Source organism: Hamadaea sp. NPDC050747, assembly GCF_040654195.1.
Classification (GTDB): Bacteria; Actinomycetota; Actinomycetes; order Mycobacteriales; family Micromonosporaceae; genus Hamadaea.
This window is the reverse complement of record NZ_JBFAHM010000014.1, coordinates 243,934-266,020: the sequence shown is the minus strand read 5'-3', so window position 1 is coordinate 266,020 and position 22,087 is coordinate 243,934. Positions and strand designations below refer to the sequence as shown.

Here is a 22,087-nt window from a genome sequence, read left to right as displayed (position 1 = left end):
AGGAGCAGCAGCGTGCGCGGGTGGCGAATGCGGGCCGGATGCGCGCTGCTGCTCGCCGTCTCCGGCTGTTCGGCCGCGCCGCTTGCAGCCGTTCAGCCCACGGCATCGACCGCCCCGGCAGCTGGGAGCGCTCCGACCGGCGTCGTCGTCCACCTCTTCGAGTGGCCTTGGGCCTCGGTGGCGACCGAGTGCCGCGACCAGCTCGGCCCGGCCGGCGTCGCGGCGGTTCAGATCTCACCGCCCCAGGAACACGTGGTCCTCGCCGACCAGGGCTACCCCTGGTGGCAGGACTACCAGCCGGTCTCCTACCAGCTCGGCAGCCGGCGCGGCGACCGCACGGCGTTCGCTGCCATGGTCGCCGCCTGCCACACGGCCGGCGTCAAGATCTACGCCGACGCCGTCGTCAACCACATGACCGCCCAGTTGTACGGCGTCGGGTCGGCCGGGACGAAGTTCACGCAGACCGGCTATCCGGGCTACGACGGCGCCGACGACTTTCACCACTGCGGCAGGTCGATCTCCGACTACACCAATCGCGACGAGGTGCAGAACTGCGATCTCGTCGGGCTCGCCGACCTGGCGACCGAGCGCGAACCGGTCCGGCAACGGCTGGCGGCGTACCTGAACGACCTGCTCAGCCTGGGCGTGGACGGCTTCCGGATCGACGCCGCCAAGCACGTCCCAGCGGCCGATCTGGCGGCGATCTACGCCAAGCTGTCCAAGACCACCGGAGGCAGCGCTCCGGTCATCTACCAGGAAGTCCTCTTCAGCGTCAGCGAGCCGATCCAGGCCGAGGAGTACCTCCCCTACGGTGCGGTGCTCGAACCCCGGTACGGCCCTGACCTGGCGCGCGCCCTGCGTACCGGGGGCAGCCTGGGCAATCTCGAAGGGCTGGGCGAGGAGTCGGGCACCCCGCTGGTCGACTACAAACCGTCGGCGTCGGCTGTTGTCTATGTGGACAGTCACGACAGTCAGCGCGGTGGCACGACGTTGACCTACTCCGACGGCGCGCTGCATACCCTGGCCGGGCAGTTCATGCTGGCGTACCCGTATGGGACGCCCCTGGTGATGTCGAGCTTCAGCTTCGACTCCTACGACGCCGGACCACCGAGCGACGCCAAGGGCACGACGCTGCCGGTCTCCTGTGGTCACGGCTGGGAGTGCGAGCACCGCTCACTGCTGAAGCTGGTGGCCTTCCGGACGGCGGTCGGCGACGCGCCGGTTTCCGGCTGGTGGACGACCGACGACCAGCTCGGCTTCGCGCGTACGGGCAAGGGATACTTCGCCTTGAACCGCGCAGCCGCCGCCGTGACCCGGACCGTCGAGACCGGACTTCCGGCCGGGACCTATCGCGACCGGATCCACGGCACCGCCGTCACCGTCGACGCCACGGGCCAGGCCACCCTCACCATCCCCGCGCAGAGCGCGGTGGCCTTCGACCTGACTTCACGCTGAGTTTCACCGATCCCACCCCCTGCGAAAGGAACCACCTGTGAGCACGACCGCCGCCCCGGCCGCGACGATCCTGGGCAACGACGACTGGTGGCGCGACGCGGTCGTCTATCAGGTCTACCCGCGCAGCTTCGCCGACGGCGACGGCGACGGGACCGGTGACCTGCGAGGCGTCCGCCAGAAGCTGCCCTACCTCAAGGAACTGGGCATCGACGCGATCTGGCTCAGCCCGTTCTACACCTCGCCGCTGGCCGACGGCGGGTACGACGTGGCCGACTACCGCGACGTCGACCCCCGCTTCGGTACGCTCGCCGACTTCGACGAGATGACCGCCGACGCGCACGCGCTGGGTATCCGGATCATCGTCGACCTGGTCCCGAACCACTGCTCGAACGAGCACGAGTGGTTCCAGGCGGCGCTGGCCGCCGGGCCCGGCTCGCCCGAGCGGGACCTGTTCGTCTTCCGCGACGGCCAGGGCGAGCAGGGCGAACTGCCGCCGAACGACTGGGAGTCCATCTTCGGCGGGCCGGCCTGGACCCGCATTCCGGACGGGCAGTGGTACCTGCACCTGTTCGACCCCGGGCAGCCCGACTTCAACTGGGAGCACCCGGCGGTCCGCGCCGAGTTCCGCGACATCCTGCGGTTCTGGCTGGACCGCGGCGTCGACGGCTTCCGGATCGACGTCGCCCACGGCATGGTCAAGGCCGACGGGCTGCCGAACGTCGGGCGTACGAGCGCCGACGGCGAACGTCAGGTCGTCATGATCGGCAACGACACGCTGCCCTACTTCGACCAGGACGGCGTCCACGAGATCTACCGCGAATGGCGGCCGATCCTCGACTCGTACGCCGGCGGCCGGATGGCCGTCGCCGAGGCGTGGGTGCCCAACGCCCAGCGGCTGGCCCGCTACATCGGCTCGGACGAACTGCACCAGGCGTTCAATTTCGACTTCATGATGGCCTCATGGGACGCCGAGTCGTTCCGCACCATCATCGACAAGTCCCTCGCCGAAGCCGACCTCGTCGGCGCGCCGACGACCTGGGTCCTGTCCAACCACGACAAGCACCGCCACGTGACCCGGTACGGCGACGGCGACCTCGGGCTCGCCCGCGCCCGGGCCGGAACACTGCTCATGCTCGCGCTGCCGGGATCGGCGTACCTCTACAACGGCGAGGAACTCGGCCTCAACGAGGTCCTCGATCTGCCCGACGAGCTGCGCGAAGACCCAGCCTTCCGGCGTACGGGCGAGAGCCGGGACGGCTGCCGGGTGCCGTTGCCCTGGTCGGGCACGGTCGAGACCGGATTCGGCTTCGGCCCGGCCGGCTCGGCCCAGCCGTGGCTGCCGCAGCCGGCGTCCTGGTCCGGCCTCACCGCCGAAGCCCAGGAGAACGACCCGGCGTCGACGCTCAACCTCTACCGCGCCGCGCTACGCCTCCGCAAGGAGCACCCGGCGCTCGGCGGCGGCACGCTGACCTGGCTCGACGGCCCCTCCGGCGTACTGGTGCTCCGGCGGGAGCCCGGCCTCGTGGTCGTCGTCAACGTCTCCGGCGAACCCGTCGACCTGTCCGCGTACGGGTCGGAGGTCCTGCTGGCCAGCGGTCCGCTCGACGGTGACGGCTGCCTCCCGGTCAACACGGCGGCCTACCTCACCGCCTGACCGCCTTCCCGAACGCGGAACGCCCTGGCCGCGCAGCGGCCACAGGAGCACAGCTCATCCCGGCTAAGTGACTCGCGCCGGGGCGCGAGTCACTTAGCCGGGATGAAGCCGACGCGGTCGTAGACCGTGGCGAGCGTCTGGGACGCCACCGCGCGCGCCTTCTCCGCGCCGATCGCCAGCATCTTGTCCAGCTGCGCCGGGTCGTCGAGGTACTCCCGGGTGGCCGCCTGGATCGGGGTCACGAACTCGACGAACACCTCGGCGAGGTCCTTCTTCAGGTCGCCGTAGCCCTTGCCGGCGTACGCCGAGACCAGGTCTTCGATCGTCCGGCCGGACAGGGCCGAGTAGATCGTCAGCAGGTTGCTGACGCCGGGCTTGTCCTCGGGGTCGTAGAGGATTTCGCGACCGGTGTCGGTCACCGCCGACTTGATCTTCTTGGCCGACCGCGCCGGGTCCTCCATGATCTCCAGCAGGCCGGTCGGCGAGGAGGACGACTTCGACATCTTCGCCATGGGCTCCTGCAAGTCGAGGATCTTCGCGGTCTCCTTCGGGATGTACGCCTCCGGCAGCGTGAACGTCTTGCCGAAGAGGTGGTTGAACCGCTGGGCCAGGTCGCGGGTCAGCTCCAGGTGCTGGCGCTGATCCTCGCCGACCGGCACCGCGTCGGCCTGGTAGAGCAGGATGTCGGCGGCCTGCAGGATCGGGTAGGTGAACAGCCCGACGCTGGCCCGCTCGGCGCCCTGCTTGGCTGACTTGTCCTTGAACTGCGTCATCCGGGACGCCTCGCCGAAGCCGGTGATGCAGCTGAGCACCCACCCCAGCTGGGCGTGCTCGGGCACCTGCGACTGGATGAACAGGGTGCTGCGCGCCGGGTCGATGCCGAAGGCCAGCAACTGGGCCAGGCTCACCCGGGTCCGGTCGCGGAGCACCTTCGGCTCGTGGCCCGCGGTGATCGCGTGCAGGTCGACGACCATGTAGTACGCGTCGCAGGTGTCCTGCATCGTCACCCAATTGCGCACCGCGCCGAGATAGTTGCCCAGGTGGAACGAGTCCGCGGTGGGCTGGATCCCGGAGAGGACCCGGGGACGGCGATCGGTGGGCGCGACAGACATGGGCCTATTGTTCCAGTCCGCGCGCCGCCGCATCGACCGCCCCGGGGGTCAGTCCCGGCTCTGCGCCAGGATGGCGGAGACGGCCGGCGCAGGACTGCCGGCTTCGATCGCTGCGGTGGGCGTACCCGCTGGAAGGGCCAGTGGGACCGGCGCGGCCGGAAGCTGATGCGGGACCTCGGCCACCCGGGCGAGGACGACCCGCGCGACCCGGCGGCCGTCCAGCGCGAGGACCCGCAGCGTGACCGCGGCCCTGGGGACCTCGACCTGGTCGCCGACCCGGGCGAGGCGGCCGAGCGCGGCCATGAGGTAGCCGCCGAGCGTCTCGTAGGGACCCTGGGGCAGTTCCACCCCGGTACGCCGGGCGAAGTCGGCCAGGCTGAGGCGACCCTCGACCTCGGCCGGGAGCAGGCCGGTGAACGGCTCGTCGTCCTCGTCGTACTCGTCGTGGATCTCGCCGACGAGCTGCTCGATCAAGTCTTCGAGCGTGACGATGCCGGCGGTGCCGCCGTATTCGTCGACGACCAGGGCGAGCTGGTGCCGTTCGCGCCGCATCTCCGACAGGGCCGGCAGGATGCGCACCGCGGCCGGCAGCCGCATGATCTCCCGCACCAGTACGCGCAACGGCGTGGCCGGGTCGCCCGCGAGCAGGTCCCGCAGATGGACGAAGCCGATCACGTTGTCGGCGTCGCCGTCGACCACGGGAAACCGGGAGTGGTTGTGCGCGCGGGCCATCGCCTCGGCCTGTGGCCGCTCCCAGCGGGCGTCGAGGAAGACGACGTCCGGACGGGGCACCATGACCTCGCGGATCAGGGAGTTCCCACTCGCCCAGACCTCATCGATGATGCGGCGTTCGTCGCCGCCGAGGTGTGTGTTGGTGGTCACGAGGGCGCGCAGCTGATCCTCGCTGAGCCGCTCCCGCAGGACCCTCATGATCCACGGGGACAGAGTTCGAGCAAAGAGTCCGGGTCTATGACCATCGGGCATCTTTGCATCGTACGGCTCCGCGTGGGCGAGGTCCCACCAGCACGTAGTGTTGCCAGCGAACCGTTAGGGAGGTCAGATGAAGCTGCTCGTCACCGGGGGCGCCGGATTCGTCGGCGCGACCGTCACCCGCCTTCTGCTCGACGCCGGCCACGAGGTCGTGGTCCTGGACGACCTGTCGCGCAACGACGCCGACCAGGTCCCCGCCGACGCGACTTTCGTGCAGGCCCGAGTGCAGGAGGTCGGTGAGGTCCTCACCCCCGACGCGGGCTTCGACGGCGTACTGCACTTCGCCGGGCTCATCTCCGCCGGCGAGTCGATGGCCCACCCCGAGCTGCACTGGGAGGCCAACACCCGGGCCGGGCTCAACCTGCTGGACGCGATGCGTACGGCCGGTGTGAAGAAGCTGATCTTCTCATCGACCGCCGCCTGCTACGGCGAGCCGTCCGAGCTGCCGCTCACCGAGCGCGCCGTCACCATGCCGATCAACACCTACGGCGCCACCAAGCTCGCCGTCGACCTGGCCATCGCCTCCGAGGCCCGCGCGCACAAGCTCGCCGCGGTCAGCTTGCGCTACTTCAACGTCGCCGGGGCATTGGTACGCGAAGACGGCGTGACCATCGGCGAACGCCACGATCCGGAGACGCACCTGATCCCGATCGCCCTCGAAGTGGCGGCCGGGAAGCGGGAGAAGCTGCCGCTGTTCGGCGACGACTACCCGACCCCCGACGGCACCTGCATCCGCGACTACATCCACGTCGCCGACCTGGCCGAAGCCCACCTGCTCGCCCTGGCGGCGGCGGTGCCGGGCGAACACAAGATCTACAACCTCGGCAGCGGGAGCGGGTTCTCCAACGCCCAGGTCATCGAGGCGGTGCGTACCGTCACCGGGCACCCGGTTCCGGTCGAGTGGCTGCCCCGGCGGCCCGGCGACCCCGCCTCCCTGTACGCCTCCTCCGCCCTCGCTCAGGCCGAACTCGGGTGGGCGCCGTCGCGTACGTCGCTGGAGGCGATCGTCGCGGACGCTTGGGCGTTCTACCGCGCCCACTCTTGATCCCCCTTGATCCCTCTTGATCATCGCGCTTTCCGGGATAACGTCGCTATCTTCGCGAAATTAAGGACGCTATCCCGGATCCGGCGATGATCAAGAGGGGTCCAGCGCATCAAGCGCGGCGAATCGAGCGTGGGATCAGCCCAAGATCGGCGCGAGCGCCCCGATCAACGCACCGTCGTTGGAGTCCTGGGAGATCTCCCAGGCCATCGCGCCCCGCAGACCGAGCGCCTTGACCAGCGCCGTACGCTCCCCGATCGACTGCGGGTCCGAGTAGCAGATCGTCGTCGCGACCGTCACGGTCCCGGAGCTGAGCGCGTGTACGCCGGCCGGGTTGACCAGGTAGGGCTCACCAGCCCGGGCGTTCCATTTGCGGGTGTACCCGTTGGCGCCCACCCCGGAAGGCGAGACGATGCCGGCCACGTCCACCAGGTCGTGGTAGGACGGTTGGGGCTTCTGGTCCCACTGGAGCGATTCCCCGTCGAGACCCGTGTTGTCGAACGGGCCGTAGAGTCCCGCGTCGGAACGGATGTACTGGTTGGCGTAGAACGGCACGCCGACGACGATCTTGTTCGCCGGTACGCCCTGCGTCAGGTAGTACGCGACGGTGCCGACGGTGTTCCAGGTCCAGTCGGACGCGTTCGGGTCCCGGGGATCCCGGGTGAACAGTGTGTCGTGCGCGGCGACCGCTCCACCCATGACGTTGAAGTCGTAGGTCATGATGTTGACCCAGTCGAGCTGCTTCACGAAGTCCCGCAGCTCGTAGTACTTGGTGGAGTTCTTCGCCGCCGGGAGCGCCGCGGTGAGCAGGTAGTGCTGCCCGGTCTCGCGGCCGAGGGCGTCGAGCTGACGGCGGAACTCCTGGGCCAGCAGGGTGGCGTTGTGCCGGTCCTCGGGTCCGTAGTCGATGTTGCCGTCGGCCTTTGCCGTCGGGTACTCCCAGTCCAGGTCGATGCCGTCGAAGACGCCCGCGGCGGCGCCGATGCCGCCCGCGTTCTCCGGCCAGCCGCCGGTCGGCAGGTTGCCCTTGATGAAGGTGTCGATGCAGGACGCGACGAACGCCTGGCGGCGCGCGGCGGTCTTCGCGACCTGGGCGAAGTGGGTGGACTTGGTCCAGCCGCCGAGCGAGATCTCGACCTTCAGCCCGGGGTTGGCCGCCTTCAGCTTCCGCAGCTGGTTGAAGTTGCCGTAGAGGCGCTGGTCGGGGTAGTTGTCGGCGACGCCGTCGACGGTGTTCTCGCCGGACCAGTAGACCTGCTGGAAGTCCGCCCAGGGGTCGAGGACGGAGCAGCCGGGGGTCTCGGTCGCCGCGTCGAAGGTGGGTACGCCGAAGGCGTACTGGATGACGTTGAGCTTGTCGACGGGGATGTCCTTGACGTAGTAGCCCCGCCCGTAGACGTTCCAGTCGGCGAAGTAGGCCGAGACGACCTTCTTCGGCGCCTGCCCGTGCGGGGCGCCGGCGCTCGCGGCCTGAGGGGGCAGGAGTGCGACGCCGACGGCGAGCGCCGCCGCGACGGCGACACCCGGCCTGACGAGTGAACGAATCATGTGACGACCCTCACTCCCCGCCGAGCATCTGTCAAGAGTCCTAACAGATAGGGCCGCTGGGCTGCTCCGATGTACGCCGACTACCATCCAGCCCATGACAGCAGCCGCCCGCGCTCACGACCTTTTCCAGCGCCTTTACGGGGTGGAGCCGGTCGGCGTCTGGGCCGCTCCCGGTCGCGTGAACCTCATCGGCGAGCACACCGACTACAACGACGGCTTCGTCCTCCCCTTCGCCCTGCCGCACCGCACCGCGGTCGCCGCCGACCTGCTCGAAGAGCAGCGCTGGTCGGTCACCTCGGAGCTGGGCGGCGACACCGTCGAGTTCACCCTCGACGCCAAGGTGGACGGATGGGCGGCATACGTCGCGGGCGTGGTCTGGGCGCTGGCCGAACAGGGCCACCGGATCCCCGGCGCCCGCCTCACCATCGCCTCCGACGTCCCGATCGGCTCGGGGCTGTCCTCGTCGGCCTCGCTCGAGTGCGCCGTCCTGACCGCCCTCGCCGACCTGGCCGGCCTCGACCTCCCGATCGCCGACCGGCCCCGGCTCGCCCAGCGCGTCGAGAACGACTACGTCGGCGTACCGACCGGCATCCTCGACCAGTCGGCCTCGATCCTGTGCACCGCCGGCAACGCCCTCTTCATGGACTGCCGCTCGCTGCGTACCGAGCAGATCCCGTTCGACCTGGCCGCGGACGGCCTGGCCATCCTGGTGGTCGACACCCGCGCCCCGCACCAGCACGCGGGCGGCGAATACGCCGCGCGCCGGGCCGCGTGCGAGCAGGCGGCGGCCGAGCTGGGGGTGGCCGCGCTCCGCGACGCGGTCCCGGCCGATCTCGATCGGCTCTCCGACGACCTGCTGGTACGCCGAGCGCGCCATGCGATCACCGAGAATCAGCGGGTGCTGGACACCATCGAGCTGCTGCGCTCGGGCCGGCACCGGCAGATCGGGCCGCTGATGACCGCCTCGCACGCGTCACTGCGCGACGACTTCGAGGTGACCGTGCCGGAGCTGGACGTCGCTGTGACCGCCGCCCTGACGGCCGGGGCATACGGCGCCCGGATGACCGGCGGCGGCTTCGGCGGCTGCGTCATCGCCCTGGTCGACGCCGACCATGTGGACAGCGTCGCCGACGCGGTCGCGAAGGCGTTCGCCGAGCACGGGTTCGCCGAGCCCGCCGCGTTCAAGGCCGTGCCGAGCGCCGGCGCCGGCCGCGCCTGACCGCCCGCTAGCCTTCCGCGCTGGACCGCTAGCCTTCCGCGCTGGACCGCTAGCCTTCCGCGCTCGACCGCTAGCCTTCCGCGCTCGACCGCTAGCCTTCCGCACTGGATCAGGGTTCCCGGTCGAATCTTGGGGCAAGATTCGACACAGAACCCTGATCCAGCGGGGAGCGCGCGCGACGACCGAGCCGCATCCGCGAAGATGAACGTGTGGTGGCGATCTTCCGACGGATCCAGCGGGTTGGCAGCGCGGCGCTGGGGCGCTATGAAGATTCCGTGGCCGCCGCACGGAAGCGATCCGGGGTCTTCGACAACTTCTGGGGCGCGAAGGAGCGCTACTCGGAGGTGCTCGGCGGCCGGCTCGCCGCCGCCATCGCCTACTACGCCTTCTTCGCGCTGTTCGCGCTGTCGCTCGTCGCGTTCTCGGTCTTCGGCATCGTGTTCAGCTCGAACGACGCCGTCAAGGGCGCCGTCACCGACTGGCTCGCCCAGACGCTGCCGACCTTCCAGCCGGAGCAGCTGCAGGCCAACTCCACCGCGATCGGCATCTTCGGTCTGGTCGGCCTCGTCCTGACCGGGCTCGGCTGGGTGGACGCCTTCCGTACTTCGCAGCGGGCGATCTGGCGGCTGGAGCAGCATCCGGGCAACCTCTTCGTCCGCCGCGTGGTGGACCTCGGGATGCTGCTGGCCCTGACCTTGGTGCTGGGGCTGTCGCTGGCGGTCATCGACTTGTCGTCCGCCTTGTTCGGGTGGATCTCCGGCGACACGTCCTCGGTCTGGCTGACGCTGGCGACCGCCGCCGTGACCCTTCTCGTCAACAGCTTCATCGGGGCCGCGCTCCTGACCGTGCTGCCTCGCCTGCACGTCCAGCCCCGGCGGCTGATCCCACCCGCGATCGCGGTCGGGGTCGGGGTGTCGCTGCTCAACTGGGGCGGGCGGGCGTACTTCACGCACTCGCTGCGGTTCTACCCGACCGCGACGGTGATCGCCACGACCGGCGTACTCCTGCTTTACCTCTACTTCTTCAATCAGATCGTGCTCTGGGGCGCGGCGCTGGCGGCGACGTCGACTCGGGGCCGGTTCATCGACCTGGCCGCGGGGCCACGCCCGGCCGATCCGCCGGAGGGCCGACCGGAATCGGCGGACCCGCCAGCCGATAATCCCGCTGGGGGTGCCACCGGCTCTCCGGGGACTTGATGTCTCCGGTGTGGGTGAACAGCGTGAATCCGCTGACGTCGAAGCGCGCCTCGAAGCCGGCCAGCTTCTCGAAGACGTCGTCGAGGGCGGGCTCGGGCACGTCCTGAGCGACCGTCACGTGCGGGTGGTAGGGGTAGTGCCGCGGACGCTGGAGCGGCGGCGTAGCGGTGATCGCGGCGGCCAATTGCTCGCATTCGCTGATCCCGGCGGCGACGGCCACGAAGACGACTTCGGTGATCGGCCGGAACGTGCCCGTGCCGCGCAGGAGCAGCTCGAACTCAGCATGCTCGGCAGCCACCGTGGCCAGGTGGCCTTCGATCGCGGCCAGGTCGGTCAAGTCGACCTCGGTCGGGCCGAGGAGGGTCACGTGCGCGGGGATGGCCGCGCCGAGCGGATCGCCCGCCTCGATGCGATGACGGGTCAGCTGCGGTCCCCACGGGGGCGGGACGTCGACCGCCACGCCGATCCGGACGGTCTGCGTCATGGCCGCCCCCTTTCGGACGGGACTGTAGCCATCGGAGTCCCGGCGAGGATCGTCCGTTCCTCCAGCGATCATCACCCGTTCGCCGGGATCGCGCGAGCTGAACCCGCCCTCATTCACGAAAGCGGTCGGCCCCGTCGTTCGCGCTGGATCAGGGTTCTCGGTCGAATCTTGGCCCATGATTCGACCCGGAATCCTGATCCAGCGCAAACACAAGCGGCGTCGGATCAGGATGCGGCGACGATCATCCCCGCCCCGACGGTCCGGTTCGTCACCTCGTCGATGATGATGAACCCGCCCGTCGTCCGGTTCCGCCGGTACTCGTCGGCCAGCAGCGGCTGGGTCGTCCGCAAGCGGATCCGCCCGATCTCGTTGAGCCCGAGCGAGGAGGCCGCCTCGTCGCGGTGCAGCGTGTTGATGTCGAGCCGGTAGTGCAGGGCTTTGACGATGCCCCGGACCGACCGCGTCGTGTGCTTGATGGCGTACTTGCCGCCGACGGCGAGCGGTGCGCTCTCGTCCATCCAGCAGACCATCGCCTCGATGTCCTGGGCAACCGCCGGGGCGTTGTGCGGGCGGCAGATCAGGTCGCCGCGGGCGATGTCGATCTCGTCTTCCAGCCGGACGGTCACCGACATGGGCGGGAACGCCTCTTCGACCGGACCGTCGGCGGTGTCGATCCCGGCGATCCGTGTGGTCAGGCCACTGGGCAGGACGAGGACCTCGTCCCCGGGCTTCAGTACGCCGGAGGCCACCTGACCGGCGTACCCCCGGTAGTCGAGCACGGCCGAGGACTGGGGCCGGATGACGTACTGCACCGGGAACCGCACGTCGACGAGGTTGCGGTCGGACGCGATGTGCACGTGCTCCAGGTGGTGCAGCAGCGACGGGCCCTCGTACCAGGGCATCTTGTCGCTGCGCGCGACGATGTTGTCGCCGTTGAGCGCCGAGATCGGGATCGCGGTGAGGTCGGGCGCGTCGAGCTTGGCGGCGAACGACGCGAACTCGTCGGCGATGGAGTCGAAGACCTCCTGCGAGTAGTCCACGAGGTCCATCTTGTTCACGCAGAGGACCAGGTGCGGCACGCGCAGGAGGGAGCAGAGAAACGCGTGCCGCCGGGACTGCTCGACCAGGCCCTTGCGGGCGTCCACGAGGATGATCGCGAGGTCCGCGGTGGACGCTCCGGTGACCATGTTCCGTGTGTACTGGATGTGCCCGGGGGTGTCGCCGATGATGAACTTGCGCCGGGGCGTGGCGAAATACCGGTACGCGACGTCGATGGTGATGCCCTGCTCGCGTTCGGCTCGCAGGCCGTCGGTCAGCAGAGCGAGGTTGGTGTACTCGTCGCCGCGGGCGGCGCTGACCGCCTCGACCGCCTCGAGCTGGTCGGTGAACAGCGACTTGGTGTCGTAGAGCAGCCGGCCGATGAGGGTGGACTTGCCGTCGTCGACCGAGCCGGCGGTGGCGAACCGGAGCAGGTCCATGCGGGCGGGCGGCGCCGAGACCGGCGCCGACTCGAGAACAGTCATCAGAAGTAGCCCTCCCGCTTGCGGTCTTCCATGGCCGCCTCGCTGACCTTGTCGTCGCCTCGGGTCGCGCCGCGCTCGGTGATCCGGGTCGAGGCGACCTCGTCGATCACCTTCTCCACGGTGTCGGCCTCGGACGGCACCGCCGCCGTCATGCTCGCGTCGCCGACCGTGCGGTAGCGGACGCGCCGCTTCGTGACCGTCTCGCCGGCCCGGGGGCGGATGAACTCGTTGACGCCGTAGAGCATGCCGCCGCGGTCGACGACCTCCCGATCGTGTGCGAAGTAGATCGAGGGCAGGTCGATGCGCTCGCGCGCGATGTAGTGCCAGATGTCCAGCTCGGTCCAGTTGGACAGCGGGAACACCCGGATCGACTCACCGGGGCTGATCTTCGAGTTGTAGAGCGACCACAGTTCGGGCCGCTGATTGCGGGGATCCCACTGGCCGAACTCGTCGCGGAAGCTGAAGACCCGCTCCTTGGCCCGGGCCTTCTCCTCGTCGCGGCGGGCTCCGCCGAACAGGGCGTCGAAGCGGTACTTCTCCACCGCGTCGAGCAGCACCGGGGTTTGGATGCGGTTGCGGGTGCCGTCGGCGGGCTCGCGGACCAGACCGCGGGCCAGCGCCTCGGGGACGCTCGCGACCACCAGCTGGACGCCGAGGTCGGCCACCCGCCGGTCCCGGTACTCCAGGACCTCGGGGAAGTTGTGGCCGGTGTCGACGTGCATCACCGGGAACGGGATGCGCCCGGGGTGGAAGGCCTTCTCGGCCAGCCGGAGCATGACGATCGAGTCCTTGCCGCCGGAGAACAGCAGCACCGGGCGTTCGAACTCGGCGGCGACCTCGCGCATCACGAAGACGCTCTCCGCTTCGAGAGCGTCCAGGTGCGATATCCGATACGCAGTCTGGGACATCAGATTTCCAGACCTTTCCTAGTGCTTTGCTGGGGAATTAAGGTACCCGGCGATCGACGGCGGTTCAACCAGCTGAGGCCATCCCAGGGTGTGACGCGGTCAACAGTTCCCGCTCGACCGCCTCCAGCAGCGGCCGGGCCAGCCGCGGGCGACAGACCAGGAGGTCCGGCAGCCGCGGGTCGGCCTGGTTGTAGATCAGCGGCGAGCCGTCCAGCCGCGACGCGTGCAGACCCTGGGCCAGCGCGACCGCGACCGGCGCGGCGGAGTCCCACTCGTACTGCCCGCCCGCGTGCAGATAGGCGTCGACCTCGCCGGAGATCACCGCGGCGATCTTCGCGCCCGCCGACCCCATCGGCACCGGCACCGCGCCCAGCTCCTCGGCCACGCGCGCCACGAACTCCGGCGGCCGGCTGCGGCTCACCGCTATGCGTACCTGCGCGCCGTGCGCGGTCTGGTCCGGCGGCGACTGCGGCGCACTGTCCGTGGCGAGCACGCTGCCCTGGGCGGGCAACGCGATCGCGCCGGCGGCGAGCCGTCCCTGCTCGCTCTTCAAGGAGCCACTGGTACGCCGTCTTCTGCGGGCCGCGCCGGCCGGTGTCGTCGTCCACAACGCGACGTGCACCGCCCAATCGGTACGCCCGGGTTCGGCGTACTCGCGAGTGCCGTCGAGCGGATCGACGATCCAGATCCGTTCGGCGCCCAGGCGTTCGGCGGCCTCGTCGGCGTCCCGGGCGCCCAGCGCCTCCTCGGAGAGGACCGCGTCGTCGGGCCGCCACGCGGCCAGCTGCGTCATCAGGAACTCGTGCGACCGCCGGTCCCCCTCGTCGCGCAGCCGGCTCGGGTCGGTGAACCCCAGCTCGGTCCGGAGACCCAGGAGCAGCTCTCCGGCCTGGGTGGCGAGGTGACGGGCGAGTTCGGCGTCCAGCATGTCGGTCATCAGTAGGCCCCAGATGTGCGTACCACGGCGGTGAGCGTGCGCAACAGGATCACCAGGTCCAACGAGAGCGACCAGTTCTCGACGTACCGCAGATCGAGCCGGACGGCTTCCTCCCACGGCAGATCCGAGCGGCCCGAGACCTGCCACAGGCCGGTCATCCCCGGCTTCACCGCGAGGCGGCGCAGCACGTCGTCGTGGTACATGGCCACCTCCTGCGGCAGCGGCGGGCGGGGACCGACGAGCGACATCTGCCCGGCGAGGACGTTGAACAGCTGCGGCAGCTCGTCGAGGGAGAGCCTGCGCAGCCAGCGCCCCACATCGGTCACCCGCGGATCGTCACGGATCTTGAAGAGAACCCGGTCATTCTCATTGAGGTGTCGGAGTTCGCTCAGACGCGCCTCTGCGTCGACGTGCATGGTACGGAATTTGTAAATGCGGAACTCCCGGCCGTCCCGGCCCACTCTCACCTGGCGGAACAGCACTGGGCCGGGCGAGTCCCGGCGAATCCGCCACGCGATGAACCCGAACAACGGCGAGAGCAGCCCGATGAGCAGGGCCGCGCCGACCCGGTCGACCAGCTCCTTGACCACGCGGCTGCCACCGGACAGCCGGGGGTGGTCGACGTGCAGCATCGGCAGGCCGTCGACCGGTCGCAGGGTCGTGCGATCCCCGGCGACGTCCATCAGCGCGCTGGCCACGATGAGGTCGACGTCGTCGCCCTCCAGCCGCCAGGCCAGCCGGCGCAGCCGATGACCGTCCAGTTCGGGGCAGCTCAACACGATCACGGTGTCCGCGCCCGCCCGCCGTACGGCCTCGGCGACCTCGTCGAAGTTGCCGAACACCGGCAGCCCGACCTGCCCGTCGCCGTCCTCCGGCACGCACGCGCCGACGACGTCCAGGCCGTGGAACCGTTCCCGGCGCAGCTGATGCGTGATCGCGACGACCGCCAGCTCGTGCCCGACGACGATCACCCGGCGCAGGCACTCGCCCCGCAGCCGGCGGCGATGCAGGCGTTTGCGCAGAGCGAACCGCGCCACGATGACGGTCGCGGTGGCCGCCGGCAAGGCGACGAGCACATAGGTACGCGCGGTCGGCAGCTCCAAGGCGTACGAGACGATCGCGATCCCGGCCGTCAACGCCAGACCGCCCCGGATCACCCGGTCGTACTCGTCGGTGCCGACATAGAGGAACCGCGTGTCGTACGCCCGCGCCAGGGCCAGCACCAGGACCAGCGCGACCGGCAACAGCGCGGACACGACGAAGTAGATCCGCGTGTAGGAGGTGAGCTGGCTGAACCGCAGGTGGAAGGCCAGCCAGCCCGCTCCGAGGCCGACGAGGAAGTCGGCGAGGATCAGGGTCAGCTGATACCGCGTCTCCCAACGACGCGCCCGTCGCACGTGCGCCGGATGCACATACTGGTACGCCCCCGGCAACAGCCTCGGCAGGACGACGGTGTCGATCTCCGTCGCCGGCCGGGTGTCCAGGATCGGCGGTACGGGCGCCCCGGTTCCCCGTGGGTGTGGCCGAGGCCCATTCCGTCGCCGTACCTCGTCCATCCGCGCACCCCCGCTCGCCGACGCACGGGCGCTGCGGACGCCCGTTATGTCGGCATGTTCAACGGGTGAGCAGCGACGACGTCACGCCGCGTGGTAAGCGTTCTGAGTTGGTTCCAAGCCCTTGACGATCAACGACTCCACCGCGTCGGCCGCGCGGTCGACGAAGAAGTCGAGATCCTTACGCTCGGCCGCCGAGAAGTCGGAGAGGACGAAATCGGCCGGATCCTGGCGACCGGGCGGCCGCCCGACGCCGAAGCGAACCCGCAGATAGTCCTTTGTCGACAGTGACTTGCTCATCGAGCGCAGGCCGTTGTGGCCGCCCTCGCCACCGCCCAGCTTCATCCGGATCTGGCCGTACGGGATGTCCAGTTCGTCGTGCACCGCGACGACCTGTGCCGGCGGCACCTTGTAGAACTGGGCCAGGGCGGCGACCGGGCCGCCCGACAGGTTCATGTAGGTCAACGGCTTGGCCAGCACCAGTTTCGGGGCGTCCACGCCGTACCCCAGGCGACCCTCGGCCACCTCGACGACACCGCCCCTGGTCTTGCGCGCGAACGATCCCCCGACCCGCTTCGCCAGCAGGTCGGCGATCATGAAACCGACGTTGTGCCGGTTCTGCGCGTACTGCGGGCCCGGATTCCCCAGCCCGACCACCAGCCACGTGCTCACGCGTACCTCCCGCGTACACCATGCCAGAAAGAAGAAGGCCGCCACATCGTGGCGGCCTTCTTCGACAGCGAACTCAGCTCTCGGCGGGAGCCTCGGCCTCGGCGGCCGGGGCCTCCTCCGCCTCCTCGGCCGCCTCGGCGGTCTCGCCCTCGAGCTGCTCGGCGGTCGGCGCGACGCTGACGACGGCGATGGTGGTCTCCGCCTCGGTCGCGAGCTCGACGCCGCGCGGCAGCTTGATGTCACCCGCGGTGACGTGCGAACCGGCCTCCAGGCCGTCGATCGAGGCCTCAAGCGCCTCGGGCAGGTGCAGCGCCTCGGCGACGATCGAGACGCGGTCGTGCTCGGTCACCACGAGGGTGCCGGCGGCCGCGGTGCCGACCAGGTGCACCGGGACGTCCACGGTGACCTTCTCGCCCCGCTTGACGATCACGAGGTCGACGTGCTCGAAGGTGTCCCGGATCGGGTCACGCTGAATCGCCTTGGGCAGCGCGAGGGTCTTGGTGCCGTCCTCGCCGACCAGCTCGAAGACGGTGGTCATGCCGCCGTGACGGATCGCGGCGGCGAACTCCCGGGCGGGCAGGGCGATGTGCTTGGGCGCCTCGCCATGCCCGTAGACGACGGCGGGCACCTTGCCGGCGCGGCGGGTGCGACGCGCGCCGCCCTTGCCGAACTCCGTACGCGGCTCGGCGCTGATCTTTACCTCAGACACGGTTCATACTCCTGGCTCAACGGGCTGGCTGGCTGTCGTGGGCCGACGCGAGGGCGCACGGGCACAGACCCGGAGCACCATGTCGATCACGGTGCTTCAACGCAGACCGCGAAGCCCGCAGAGCACCCTCGCCGTGGCAACCGGACCAGCCTACCCGACCACCTAGCGTGACCCCAGCCCACCCCCGCTTTGTGAGCGGCGTCTTAGCTGAGGCCGCCGAAGAGAGTCGTGACGGAGCCGTCGTCGAAGACCTCGCGGATGGCTCGCGCCAGCAGCGGGGCGATCGAGAGCACCGTGAGCTTGTCGAACTGCTTCTCCGGCGTGATCGGGAGCGTGTTGGTCACGATCACCTCGGCGATGCGGCTGTTCTTGAGGCGCTCTGTCGCCGGGTCGGAGTTGATCGCGTGCGTCGTCGCGACGATGACGTCGCCCGCGCCGGAGTCGAAGAGGATGTCCGCGGCCTTGCAGATGGTGCCGGCCGTGTCGATCATGTCGTCGACGATGATGCAGGTTCGTCCCTCGACCTCACCGATCACCCGGTTCGCGACCACCTGGTTGGGCTTGAGCGGGTCGCGGGTCTTGTGGATGAAGGCCAGCGGACAGCCGCCGAGCCGGTCGGTCCAGCGCTCGCCGACGCGTACGCGGCCGGAGTCGGGCGCGACCACGGTCAGCGCGCGATCGCCGTACTTCGCCTCGACGTAGCCGGCCAGCGTGTCCATCGCGAACAAGTGATCCACCGGGCCGTCGAAGAACCCCTGAATCTGCGCGGTATGCAGATCGACCGTCAGGATCCGGTTCGCCCCCGCCGTCTTGAGCAGGTCGGCGATCAGCCGGGCCGAGATCGGCTCCCGGCCGCGGTGCTTCTTGTCCTGCCGGGCGTACGGGTAGAACGGGAGCACCACGGTGATCCGCTTGGCCGAGCCCCGCTTGAGGGCGTCGATCATGATCAGGGTCTCCATGACCCAGGTGTTGACCGGACTCGTGATCGACTGGACCACGAAGGCGTCGGAGCCGCGAACGGACTCCTTGTACCGGACGAAGATCTCACCGTTGGCGAAATCGTAAGCAGCGGTGGGGGTCGGTGCGACGCCCAAGGCCTGCCCGATCTCCTCCGCCAGCTCGGGGTACGCCCGCCCCGAGAAGAGCATCAGATTCTTCCGGTTCTCCGCGACGATGCTGCCCATCGGCTCTGTCTGCCCCTCCGCGCGCCACTGCGACCAAGTATGACCCTCGCGGGTCATCCTCTCCCGGCACTTGACCAAGGTCGTAGCCGGTTCACGATCAGGTGCGACAGATCACCGCAACGCGTGTCACCCCTGGTCAGCGGGGGCCTCTTCGGCCGCTCCCGCCGCGTCGAGCGCGGCCCGGGCCGCCTGTGCGGCGGCGCTGTCGGGCCGGCGAGTGAAGATCCAGCCCTCCTTGTTGACCTGTCGCTCCCGCGCCACCGCGAGCGCGCCCGGCGGGACGTCGGTGTCGACGACCGAGCCGGCCGCGGTGGACGCGCCGTCTCCCAGCGTCACCGGTGCCACCAGCACCGAGTCGGACCCCGTGTTCACGTGCGAGCCGATGATCGTCCGGCTCTTCGATCGCCAGTTGTAGTTGGCCACGACGTTCGCCGCGCCGATGTTGGTGAAGTCGCCGACGGTCGCGTCCCCCACGTAGGACAGGTGCGGGACCTTCGTCCCCTCGCCGAGCGACGAGTTCTTCACCTCGACGAAGGTGCCGACCTTGGACTTCACGCCGAGCGTCGTCCCCGGCCGCAGGTACGCGTAGGGCCCGACCTTGGCCTGCGGGCCGATCTCGGCCAGCACCGCGTGCGCCTTGACCACCTCGGCCCGCTCGCCGACGACGGTGTCGATCAGCGTCACCTCGGGGCCGACGACCGCACCGGTCGCCACCGACGTCGCTCCCTTGAGCTGCGTGTTCGGTTCGATCACCGCGTCGGGATCGATCGTGACCGCGGGCTCGATCCAGGTCGACGCCGGGTCCACGATCGTCACGCCGGCCCGCATGTGGGCGTCGTTGATCCGATCCCGGAGCAGGGCGCCCAGCCGGGCCAGCTCGGCCCGGTCGTTGCAGCCGAGCGTCTCCTCCACCGCGGGCGCGGTGTGGACCGCGAGCCGGCGGCCCGCCGCCAGCAGCAGGCCGAAGACGTCGGTCAGGTACTCCTCGCCCTGCGCGTTGTGCGTGGTCAGCTTGCCGAGCGCGTCGCGCAGGGCGTCCGCCTCGAACGCGTAGACCCCGGCGTTGATCTCCCGGACGGCCAACTGCTCGGCGTCGGCGTCCCGGGCCTCGACGATCGCGGCCAGACCGCCCTGGGCGTCTCGCACGATCCGGCCCAGGTTCCCCGGCTCGGGCACCACCGCGGTCAGCACGGTCGCCGCGGCGGCCTCCTCCTCGTGCCGCTCGATCAGGGCGCTCAGTGTCTCGGTCCGCAGCAGCGGGACGTCGGCGTTGACGACGAGCACAGTGCCGGTGACGTCCTCGAGAGCGTCGAGGGCGGTACGCACGGCGTGCCCGGTCCCCCGCTGGTCGGCCTGCAGCACCGGCCGCGCCTGCGGCGCGATCGCCGCGAGGTGCTCGGTGACCTGCTCGGCCTTGTGCCCGACGACGACCGCCGTACGCTCGGCGCTCAGCGGCTCGGTGGCGGCCAGGACGTGCCCGACCAGACTGCGACCCAACAGCGGATGGAGGACCTTGGGCAGCTGGGACTTCATCCGCTTGCCCTCGCCGGCCGCCAGGATGATCACAGTACGCGCCACGCGGGTTACCGCCTCTTGTTCCGCAGGTCTTCAGGGTCTGCTGCGATGAGCAGCTCGGCCGCCAGGGTTCGAACCTGAAACTTCAGAGCCAAAATCTGAGGTGATGCCAATTTCACCACGGCCGAAGGTGTGCGCGGAAAGCCTAACGCGCCTCGCCGTCCGGCACATCCGCAGGCTCGGCGAGCGCGTCGAGGACACCTTCGATGGTGCGGTAGAGATCCCGGCTGTGGCAAACCCGTATTCGGAGTCTCCCGTGGCGCTCCGCCGACTGGTCGGGCCGGACCGGCATCGGCGGCAGCCGTTTGCGATGGGGCGCACGGAAGTCCTCGACGGGGGCGCCGAGGTGATCCGCCCACCAGCTGACCGCTGATTCGGGATCGGCCGCCTCCTGCAGCAGCACCCGGAGGGACAGGTCCGAGCGCGCGACGCCCAGCGCGTCCAGGAAGCGGAGGAAGATCAGGCCCAGCCGGGCGTCGGCGGTGACCAGCTCCACCCGCTCGTTCGGCCGGGCCGGGGTCGCTTTGGTCCCGGCGCACCAGTAGATGACCGAGCCGAGCAGCAACAGGTCACGCTCGTCGAGCGGGCCGATGCGAGCGGCGCTCTCGGCGGCCAGCCGCCGGCGGTGGACCGCACGCTCGCTCCGGTGCCGCTCCCAGCGGGCGTCGGTCATCCGCCGGGCGTTGGCGCGGCGGCGCTCGGCGTCCGCCGGATCACCGGCGAGCGGGATGTGTTTGGTCCACTGCCAAGCCGTGGACCGGGCGACGCCCAGCTCCTCGGCGATGCCGGGAACGGTGTGCCCGGAGCGGCGCAGGTCGACCGCGCGGGCGCGCAACTCGTCCTTGGCGTTCGGACGTTTGGTCCACTCCGGCACGGGTACGCCCCGAAGCCAGTCGTCGATCTGTGCGCGGCTGACGCCGAGGAGTTCACGGATTTGGGCTATCGACAGCTGATCGTCGGCCCGCAGACGGCGGGCCACCTCCCCCATGTCCATGCATAAGGGTTAGCACGGGTGTACGAGGAAGGGGAGTCTTGCGTTTGCTTCGAGCTTGTGCAGGTGAACCAAGGAAATTCACAGGTGCCGACCCTACAAAACTACGGGACCGTAAGTTACGGTGACGTAGGCGTAAGAGACCGCCCCACCCCCGCCCAGCACAGTGAGGTGCCATTGCCCATGAGCACAGACGTCCACGCGGCCACGAAGTCAACGGTGACGGCCGACCTCGAGACCAACGCGACCGGCGCCGCCGAGATCGAGCAGACCATCCGGGGACCGAAGCCGCTCACCGAGGGCGCGCAGTCGACCGGTGTGCTGATCAGCCTGTGGGCGTTCGTCGTCATCCCGTTCATCGCGCTGATCGCCGCGATCCCGGTGGCCTGGGGCGGCTGGCTGTCCTGGGTCGACGTCGCGATCTTCGGAGTCTGGTACTGCGTGGCCGGGATGGGCATCACGGTCGGCTTCCACCGCTACCTCACCCACGGCTCGTTCAAGGCCACCCGATGGCTGCGCGTGACGCTCGCGGTCGCAGGCTCCTTCGCGGTCGAGGGCTCGCCCACCCAGTGGGTCGCCGACCACCGCCGCCACCACGCGTTCTCCGACAACGAGGGCGACCCCCACTCGCCGTGGCGCTTCGGCACCTCGTTCTGGGCGCTGACCAAGGGCCTGTTCTACGCGCACATGGGCTGGCTGTTCAAGCGGGAGATGACCAACCGCGCGCGGTTCGCCCCGGATCTGGTGGCCGACAAGGACATCCAGAAGGTCGACAAGCTCTTCCCCACCCTCATCGCCGTCTCGCTGCTCGCCCCGGCCGCCGTCGGCGGCCTGGTCACCTGGTCCTGGCAGGGCGCGCTGACCGCGTTCTTCTGGGCCGGGCTGGTCCGGGTCGGCCTGCTGCACCACGTCACGTGGTCCATCAACTCGATCTGCCACGTGTACGGCGAGCGCCCGTTCGAGACCCGCGACGGCGACAAGGCCTCCAACTTCTGGCCGCTGGCGATCCTGTCGTTCGGCGAGAGCTGGCACAACCTGCACCACTCCGACCCGACCTGCGCCCGGCACGGGGTCATGAAGGGCCAGATCGACATCTCCGCGCGTACCATCTGGCTCTTCGAGAAGGCCGGCTGGGCGACCAATGTGCGCTGGCCCAAGCGTGACCGGCTGGCCTCGAAGCTGGTGGAGGGCGCTCAGGCGAGCGCCGGCCGCCTCGGCCGGTGACCTTCACCGCCGCACTGCCGGAGCGACCCGCGGGGGCGTCGGCCTGGCAGGATGGCGGCGTGGAAGAAGCGCGAGTACGCGACCAGGCGGCGCGACCGGCGGCCGAGCGCA

19 protein-coding genes and 1 tRNA gene are annotated in these 22,087 nt (G+C 69.8%); 6 read left to right on the top strand and 14 right to left on the bottom strand.

Translation table 11 applies throughout. The features are described from left to right. The first annotated feature begins 12 nt into the window (after positions 1 to 12). Together AB0H43_RS31520 and AB0H43_RS31515 are read left to right on the top strand one after the other, a co-directional pair. Positions 13 to 1,455: an alpha-amylase family protein gene (locus tag AB0H43_RS31520; RefSeq protein WP_360005286.1), complete on the top strand. Its 1,443-nt coding sequence runs from the start codon at positions 13 to 15 to the stop codon at positions 1,453 to 1,455. Between the two features lie 37 nt (positions 1,456 to 1,492). Next, positions 1,493 to 3,109 carry a glycoside hydrolase family 13 protein gene (locus AB0H43_RS31515; RefSeq protein ID WP_360005284.1) on the top strand — a complete coding sequence of 539 codons (1,617 nt, stop codon included), beginning with the start codon at positions 1,493 to 1,495 and terminating at the stop codon, positions 3,107 to 3,109. A gap of 89 nt (positions 3,110 to 3,198) precedes the next feature. On the opposite strand, the gene trpS is transcribed toward AB0H43_RS31515, so the two are convergent. Further along, positions 3,199 to 4,221, bottom strand: coding sequence for a tryptophan--tRNA ligase (gene trpS, locus AB0H43_RS31510; protein WP_360005282.1), 1,023 nt, complete (start codon positions 4,219 to 4,221; stop codon positions 3,199 to 3,201). Between the two features lie 48 nt (positions 4,222 to 4,269). Further along, on the bottom strand, positions 4,270 to 5,151 hold the full coding sequence (locus AB0H43_RS31505) for a hemolysin family protein (protein ID WP_360005280.1): 882 nt from the start codon (positions 5,149 to 5,151) through the stop codon (positions 4,270 to 4,272). A 130-nt stretch (positions 5,152 to 5,281) separates the two neighbouring features. Here AB0H43_RS31505 and galE point away from each other — a divergent pair, with 130 nt between their 5' ends. Continuing rightward, the gene (galE, locus tag AB0H43_RS31500) at positions 5,282 to 6,256 is read left to right on the top strand and encodes a UDP-glucose 4-epimerase GalE (protein ID WP_360005278.1); all 975 of its coding nucleotides are present in this window, start codon (positions 5,282 to 5,284) and stop codon (positions 6,254 to 6,256) included. A 135-nt stretch (positions 6,257 to 6,391) separates the two neighbouring features. Here galE and AB0H43_RS31495 read toward each other — a convergent pair whose 3' ends face one another. Next, positions 6,392 to 7,801: a glycoside hydrolase family 18 protein gene (locus tag AB0H43_RS31495; RefSeq protein ID WP_360005276.1), complete on the bottom strand. Its 1,410-nt coding sequence runs from the start codon at positions 7,799 to 7,801 to the stop codon at positions 6,392 to 6,394. A 94-nt stretch (positions 7,802 to 7,895) separates the two neighbouring features. Here AB0H43_RS31495 and galK point away from each other — a divergent pair, with 94 nt between their 5' ends. Beyond that, positions 7,896 to 9,020 carry a galactokinase gene (gene galK / locus AB0H43_RS31490; protein ID WP_360005275.1) on the top strand — a complete coding sequence of 375 codons (1,125 nt, stop codon included), beginning with the start codon at positions 7,896 to 7,898 and terminating at the stop codon, positions 9,018 to 9,020. 275 nt (positions 9,021 to 9,295) lie between these two features. After that, positions 9,296 to 10,216, top strand: coding sequence for a YihY/virulence factor BrkB family protein (locus AB0H43_RS31485; RefSeq protein ID WP_360005273.1), 921 nt, complete (start codon positions 9,296 to 9,298; stop codon positions 10,214 to 10,216). On the opposite strand, the gene AB0H43_RS31480 is transcribed toward AB0H43_RS31485, so the two are convergent. From AB0H43_RS31480 to AB0H43_RS31430, 11 genes are all read right to left on the bottom strand, one after another. Further along, entirely contained in the window at positions 10,101 to 10,700 is a 600-nt protein-coding gene (locus AB0H43_RS31480; RefSeq protein ID WP_360005271.1) for a 2'-5' RNA ligase family protein, read from the bottom strand. The genes AB0H43_RS31485 and AB0H43_RS31480 overlap by 116 nt on opposite strands. Before the next feature lie 224 nt (positions 10,701 to 10,924). Next, on the bottom strand, positions 10,925 to 12,223 hold the full coding sequence (locus AB0H43_RS31475; protein ID WP_360005270.1) for a GTP-binding protein: 1,299 nt from the start codon (positions 12,221 to 12,223) through the stop codon (positions 10,925 to 10,927). Next, the gene (cysD, locus tag AB0H43_RS31470) at positions 12,223 to 13,134 is read right to left on the bottom strand and encodes a sulfate adenylyltransferase subunit CysD (RefSeq protein WP_360005339.1); all 912 of its coding nucleotides are present in this window, start codon (positions 13,132 to 13,134) and stop codon (positions 12,223 to 12,225) included. Before cysD ends, AB0H43_RS31475 begins: the two co-directional genes overlap by 1 nt. A gap of 61 nt (positions 13,135 to 13,195) precedes the next feature. Then, entirely contained in the window at positions 13,196 to 14,059 is an 864-nt protein-coding gene (locus AB0H43_RS31465; RefSeq protein ID WP_360005337.1) for a 3'(2'),5'-bisphosphate nucleotidase CysQ, read from the bottom strand. An 8-nt stretch (positions 14,060 to 14,067) separates the two neighbouring features. Beyond that, positions 14,068 to 15,624, bottom strand: a complete 1,557-nt coding sequence (locus AB0H43_RS31460; protein ID WP_360005268.1) for a sugar transferase — start codon at positions 15,622 to 15,624, stop codon at positions 14,068 to 14,070. A gap of 81 nt (positions 15,625 to 15,705) precedes the next feature. Then, positions 15,706 to 16,293 carry an aminoacyl-tRNA hydrolase gene (gene pth / locus AB0H43_RS31455; RefSeq protein ID WP_360005266.1) on the bottom strand — a complete coding sequence of 196 codons (588 nt, stop codon included), beginning with the start codon at positions 16,291 to 16,293 and terminating at the stop codon, positions 15,706 to 15,708. 73 nt (positions 16,294 to 16,366) lie between these two features. Then, the gene (locus AB0H43_RS31450; protein ID WP_360005264.1) at positions 16,367 to 17,002 is read right to left on the bottom strand and encodes a 50S ribosomal protein L25/general stress protein Ctc; all 636 of its coding nucleotides are present in this window, start codon (positions 17,000 to 17,002) and stop codon (positions 16,367 to 16,369) included. Positions 17,003 to 17,205: 203 nt separating this feature from the next. Then, positions 17,206 to 18,186, bottom strand: coding sequence for a ribose-phosphate diphosphokinase (locus tag AB0H43_RS31445; protein WP_253758127.1), 981 nt, complete (start codon positions 18,184 to 18,186; stop codon positions 17,206 to 17,208). Between the two features lie 126 nt (positions 18,187 to 18,312). After that, a complete protein-coding gene (gene glmU, locus AB0H43_RS31440; protein WP_360005262.1) occupies positions 18,313 to 19,764 on the bottom strand; it encodes a bifunctional UDP-N-acetylglucosamine diphosphorylase/glucosamine-1-phosphate N-acetyltransferase GlmU in 1,452 nt (483 codons plus the stop codon). Between the two features lie 53 nt (positions 19,765 to 19,817). Next, positions 19,818 to 19,889 (bottom strand) — tRNA-Gln (locus AB0H43_RS31435). 17 nt (positions 19,890 to 19,906) lie between these two features. Next, positions 19,907 to 20,755 (bottom strand): helix-turn-helix domain-containing protein, encoded by an 849-nt coding sequence (locus AB0H43_RS31430; protein ID WP_360005260.1) that lies wholly within the window; start codon positions 20,753 to 20,755, stop codon positions 19,907 to 19,909. 180 nt (positions 20,756 to 20,935) lie between these two features. Here AB0H43_RS31430 and AB0H43_RS31425 point away from each other — a divergent pair, with 180 nt between their 5' ends. Continuing rightward, entirely contained in the window at positions 20,936 to 21,976 is a 1,041-nt protein-coding gene (locus AB0H43_RS31425; protein ID WP_360005258.1) for an acyl-CoA desaturase, read from the top strand. Positions 21,977 to 22,087: the final 111 nt, after the last annotated feature.

Bases quoted from the DNA above. Each gene is read 5' to 3' on its own strand.
- trpS (WP_360005282.1), bottom strand. From the start codon at position 4,221: ATGTCTGTCGCGCCCACCGATCGCCGTCCCCGGGTCCTCTCCGGGATC.
- AB0H43_RS31505 (WP_360005280.1), bottom strand. From the start codon at position 5,151: ATGAGGGTCCTGCGGGAGCGGCTCAGCGAGGATCAGCTGCGCGCCCTC.
- galE (WP_360005278.1), top strand. From the start codon at position 5,282: ATGAAGCTGCTCGTCACCGGGGGCGCCGGATTCGTCGGCGCGACCGTC.
- AB0H43_RS31495 (WP_360005276.1), bottom strand. From the start codon at position 7,801: ATGATTCGTTCACTCGTCAGGCCGGGTGTCGCCGTCGCGGCGGCGCTC.
- galK (WP_360005275.1), top strand. From the start codon at position 7,896: ATGACAGCAGCCGCCCGCGCTCACGACCTTTTCCAGCGCCTTTACGGG.
- AB0H43_RS31480 (WP_360005271.1), bottom strand. From the start codon at position 10,700: ATGACGCAGACCGTCCGGATCGGCGTGGCGGTCGACGTCCCGCCCCCG.
- AB0H43_RS31475 (WP_360005270.1), bottom strand. From the start codon at position 12,223: ATGACTGTTCTCGAGTCGGCGCCGGTCTCGGCGCCGCCCGCCCGCATG.
- AB0H43_RS31465 (WP_360005337.1), bottom strand. From the start codon at position 14,059: ATGCTGGACGCCGAACTCGCCCGTCACCTCGCCACCCAGGCCGGAGAG.
- AB0H43_RS31460 (WP_360005268.1), bottom strand. From the start codon at position 15,624: ATGGACGAGGTACGGCGACGGAATGGGCCTCGGCCACACCCACGGGGA.
- AB0H43_RS31445 (WP_253758127.1), bottom strand. From the start codon at position 18,186: ATGGGCAGCATCGTCGCGGAGAACCGGAAGAATCTGATGCTCTTCTCG.
- AB0H43_RS31430 (WP_360005260.1), bottom strand. From the start codon at position 20,755: ATGGACATGGGGGAGGTGGCCCGCCGTCTGCGGGCCGACGATCAGCTG.
- AB0H43_RS31425 (WP_360005258.1), top strand. From the start codon at position 20,936: ATGAGCACAGACGTCCACGCGGCCACGAAGTCAACGGTGACGGCCGAC.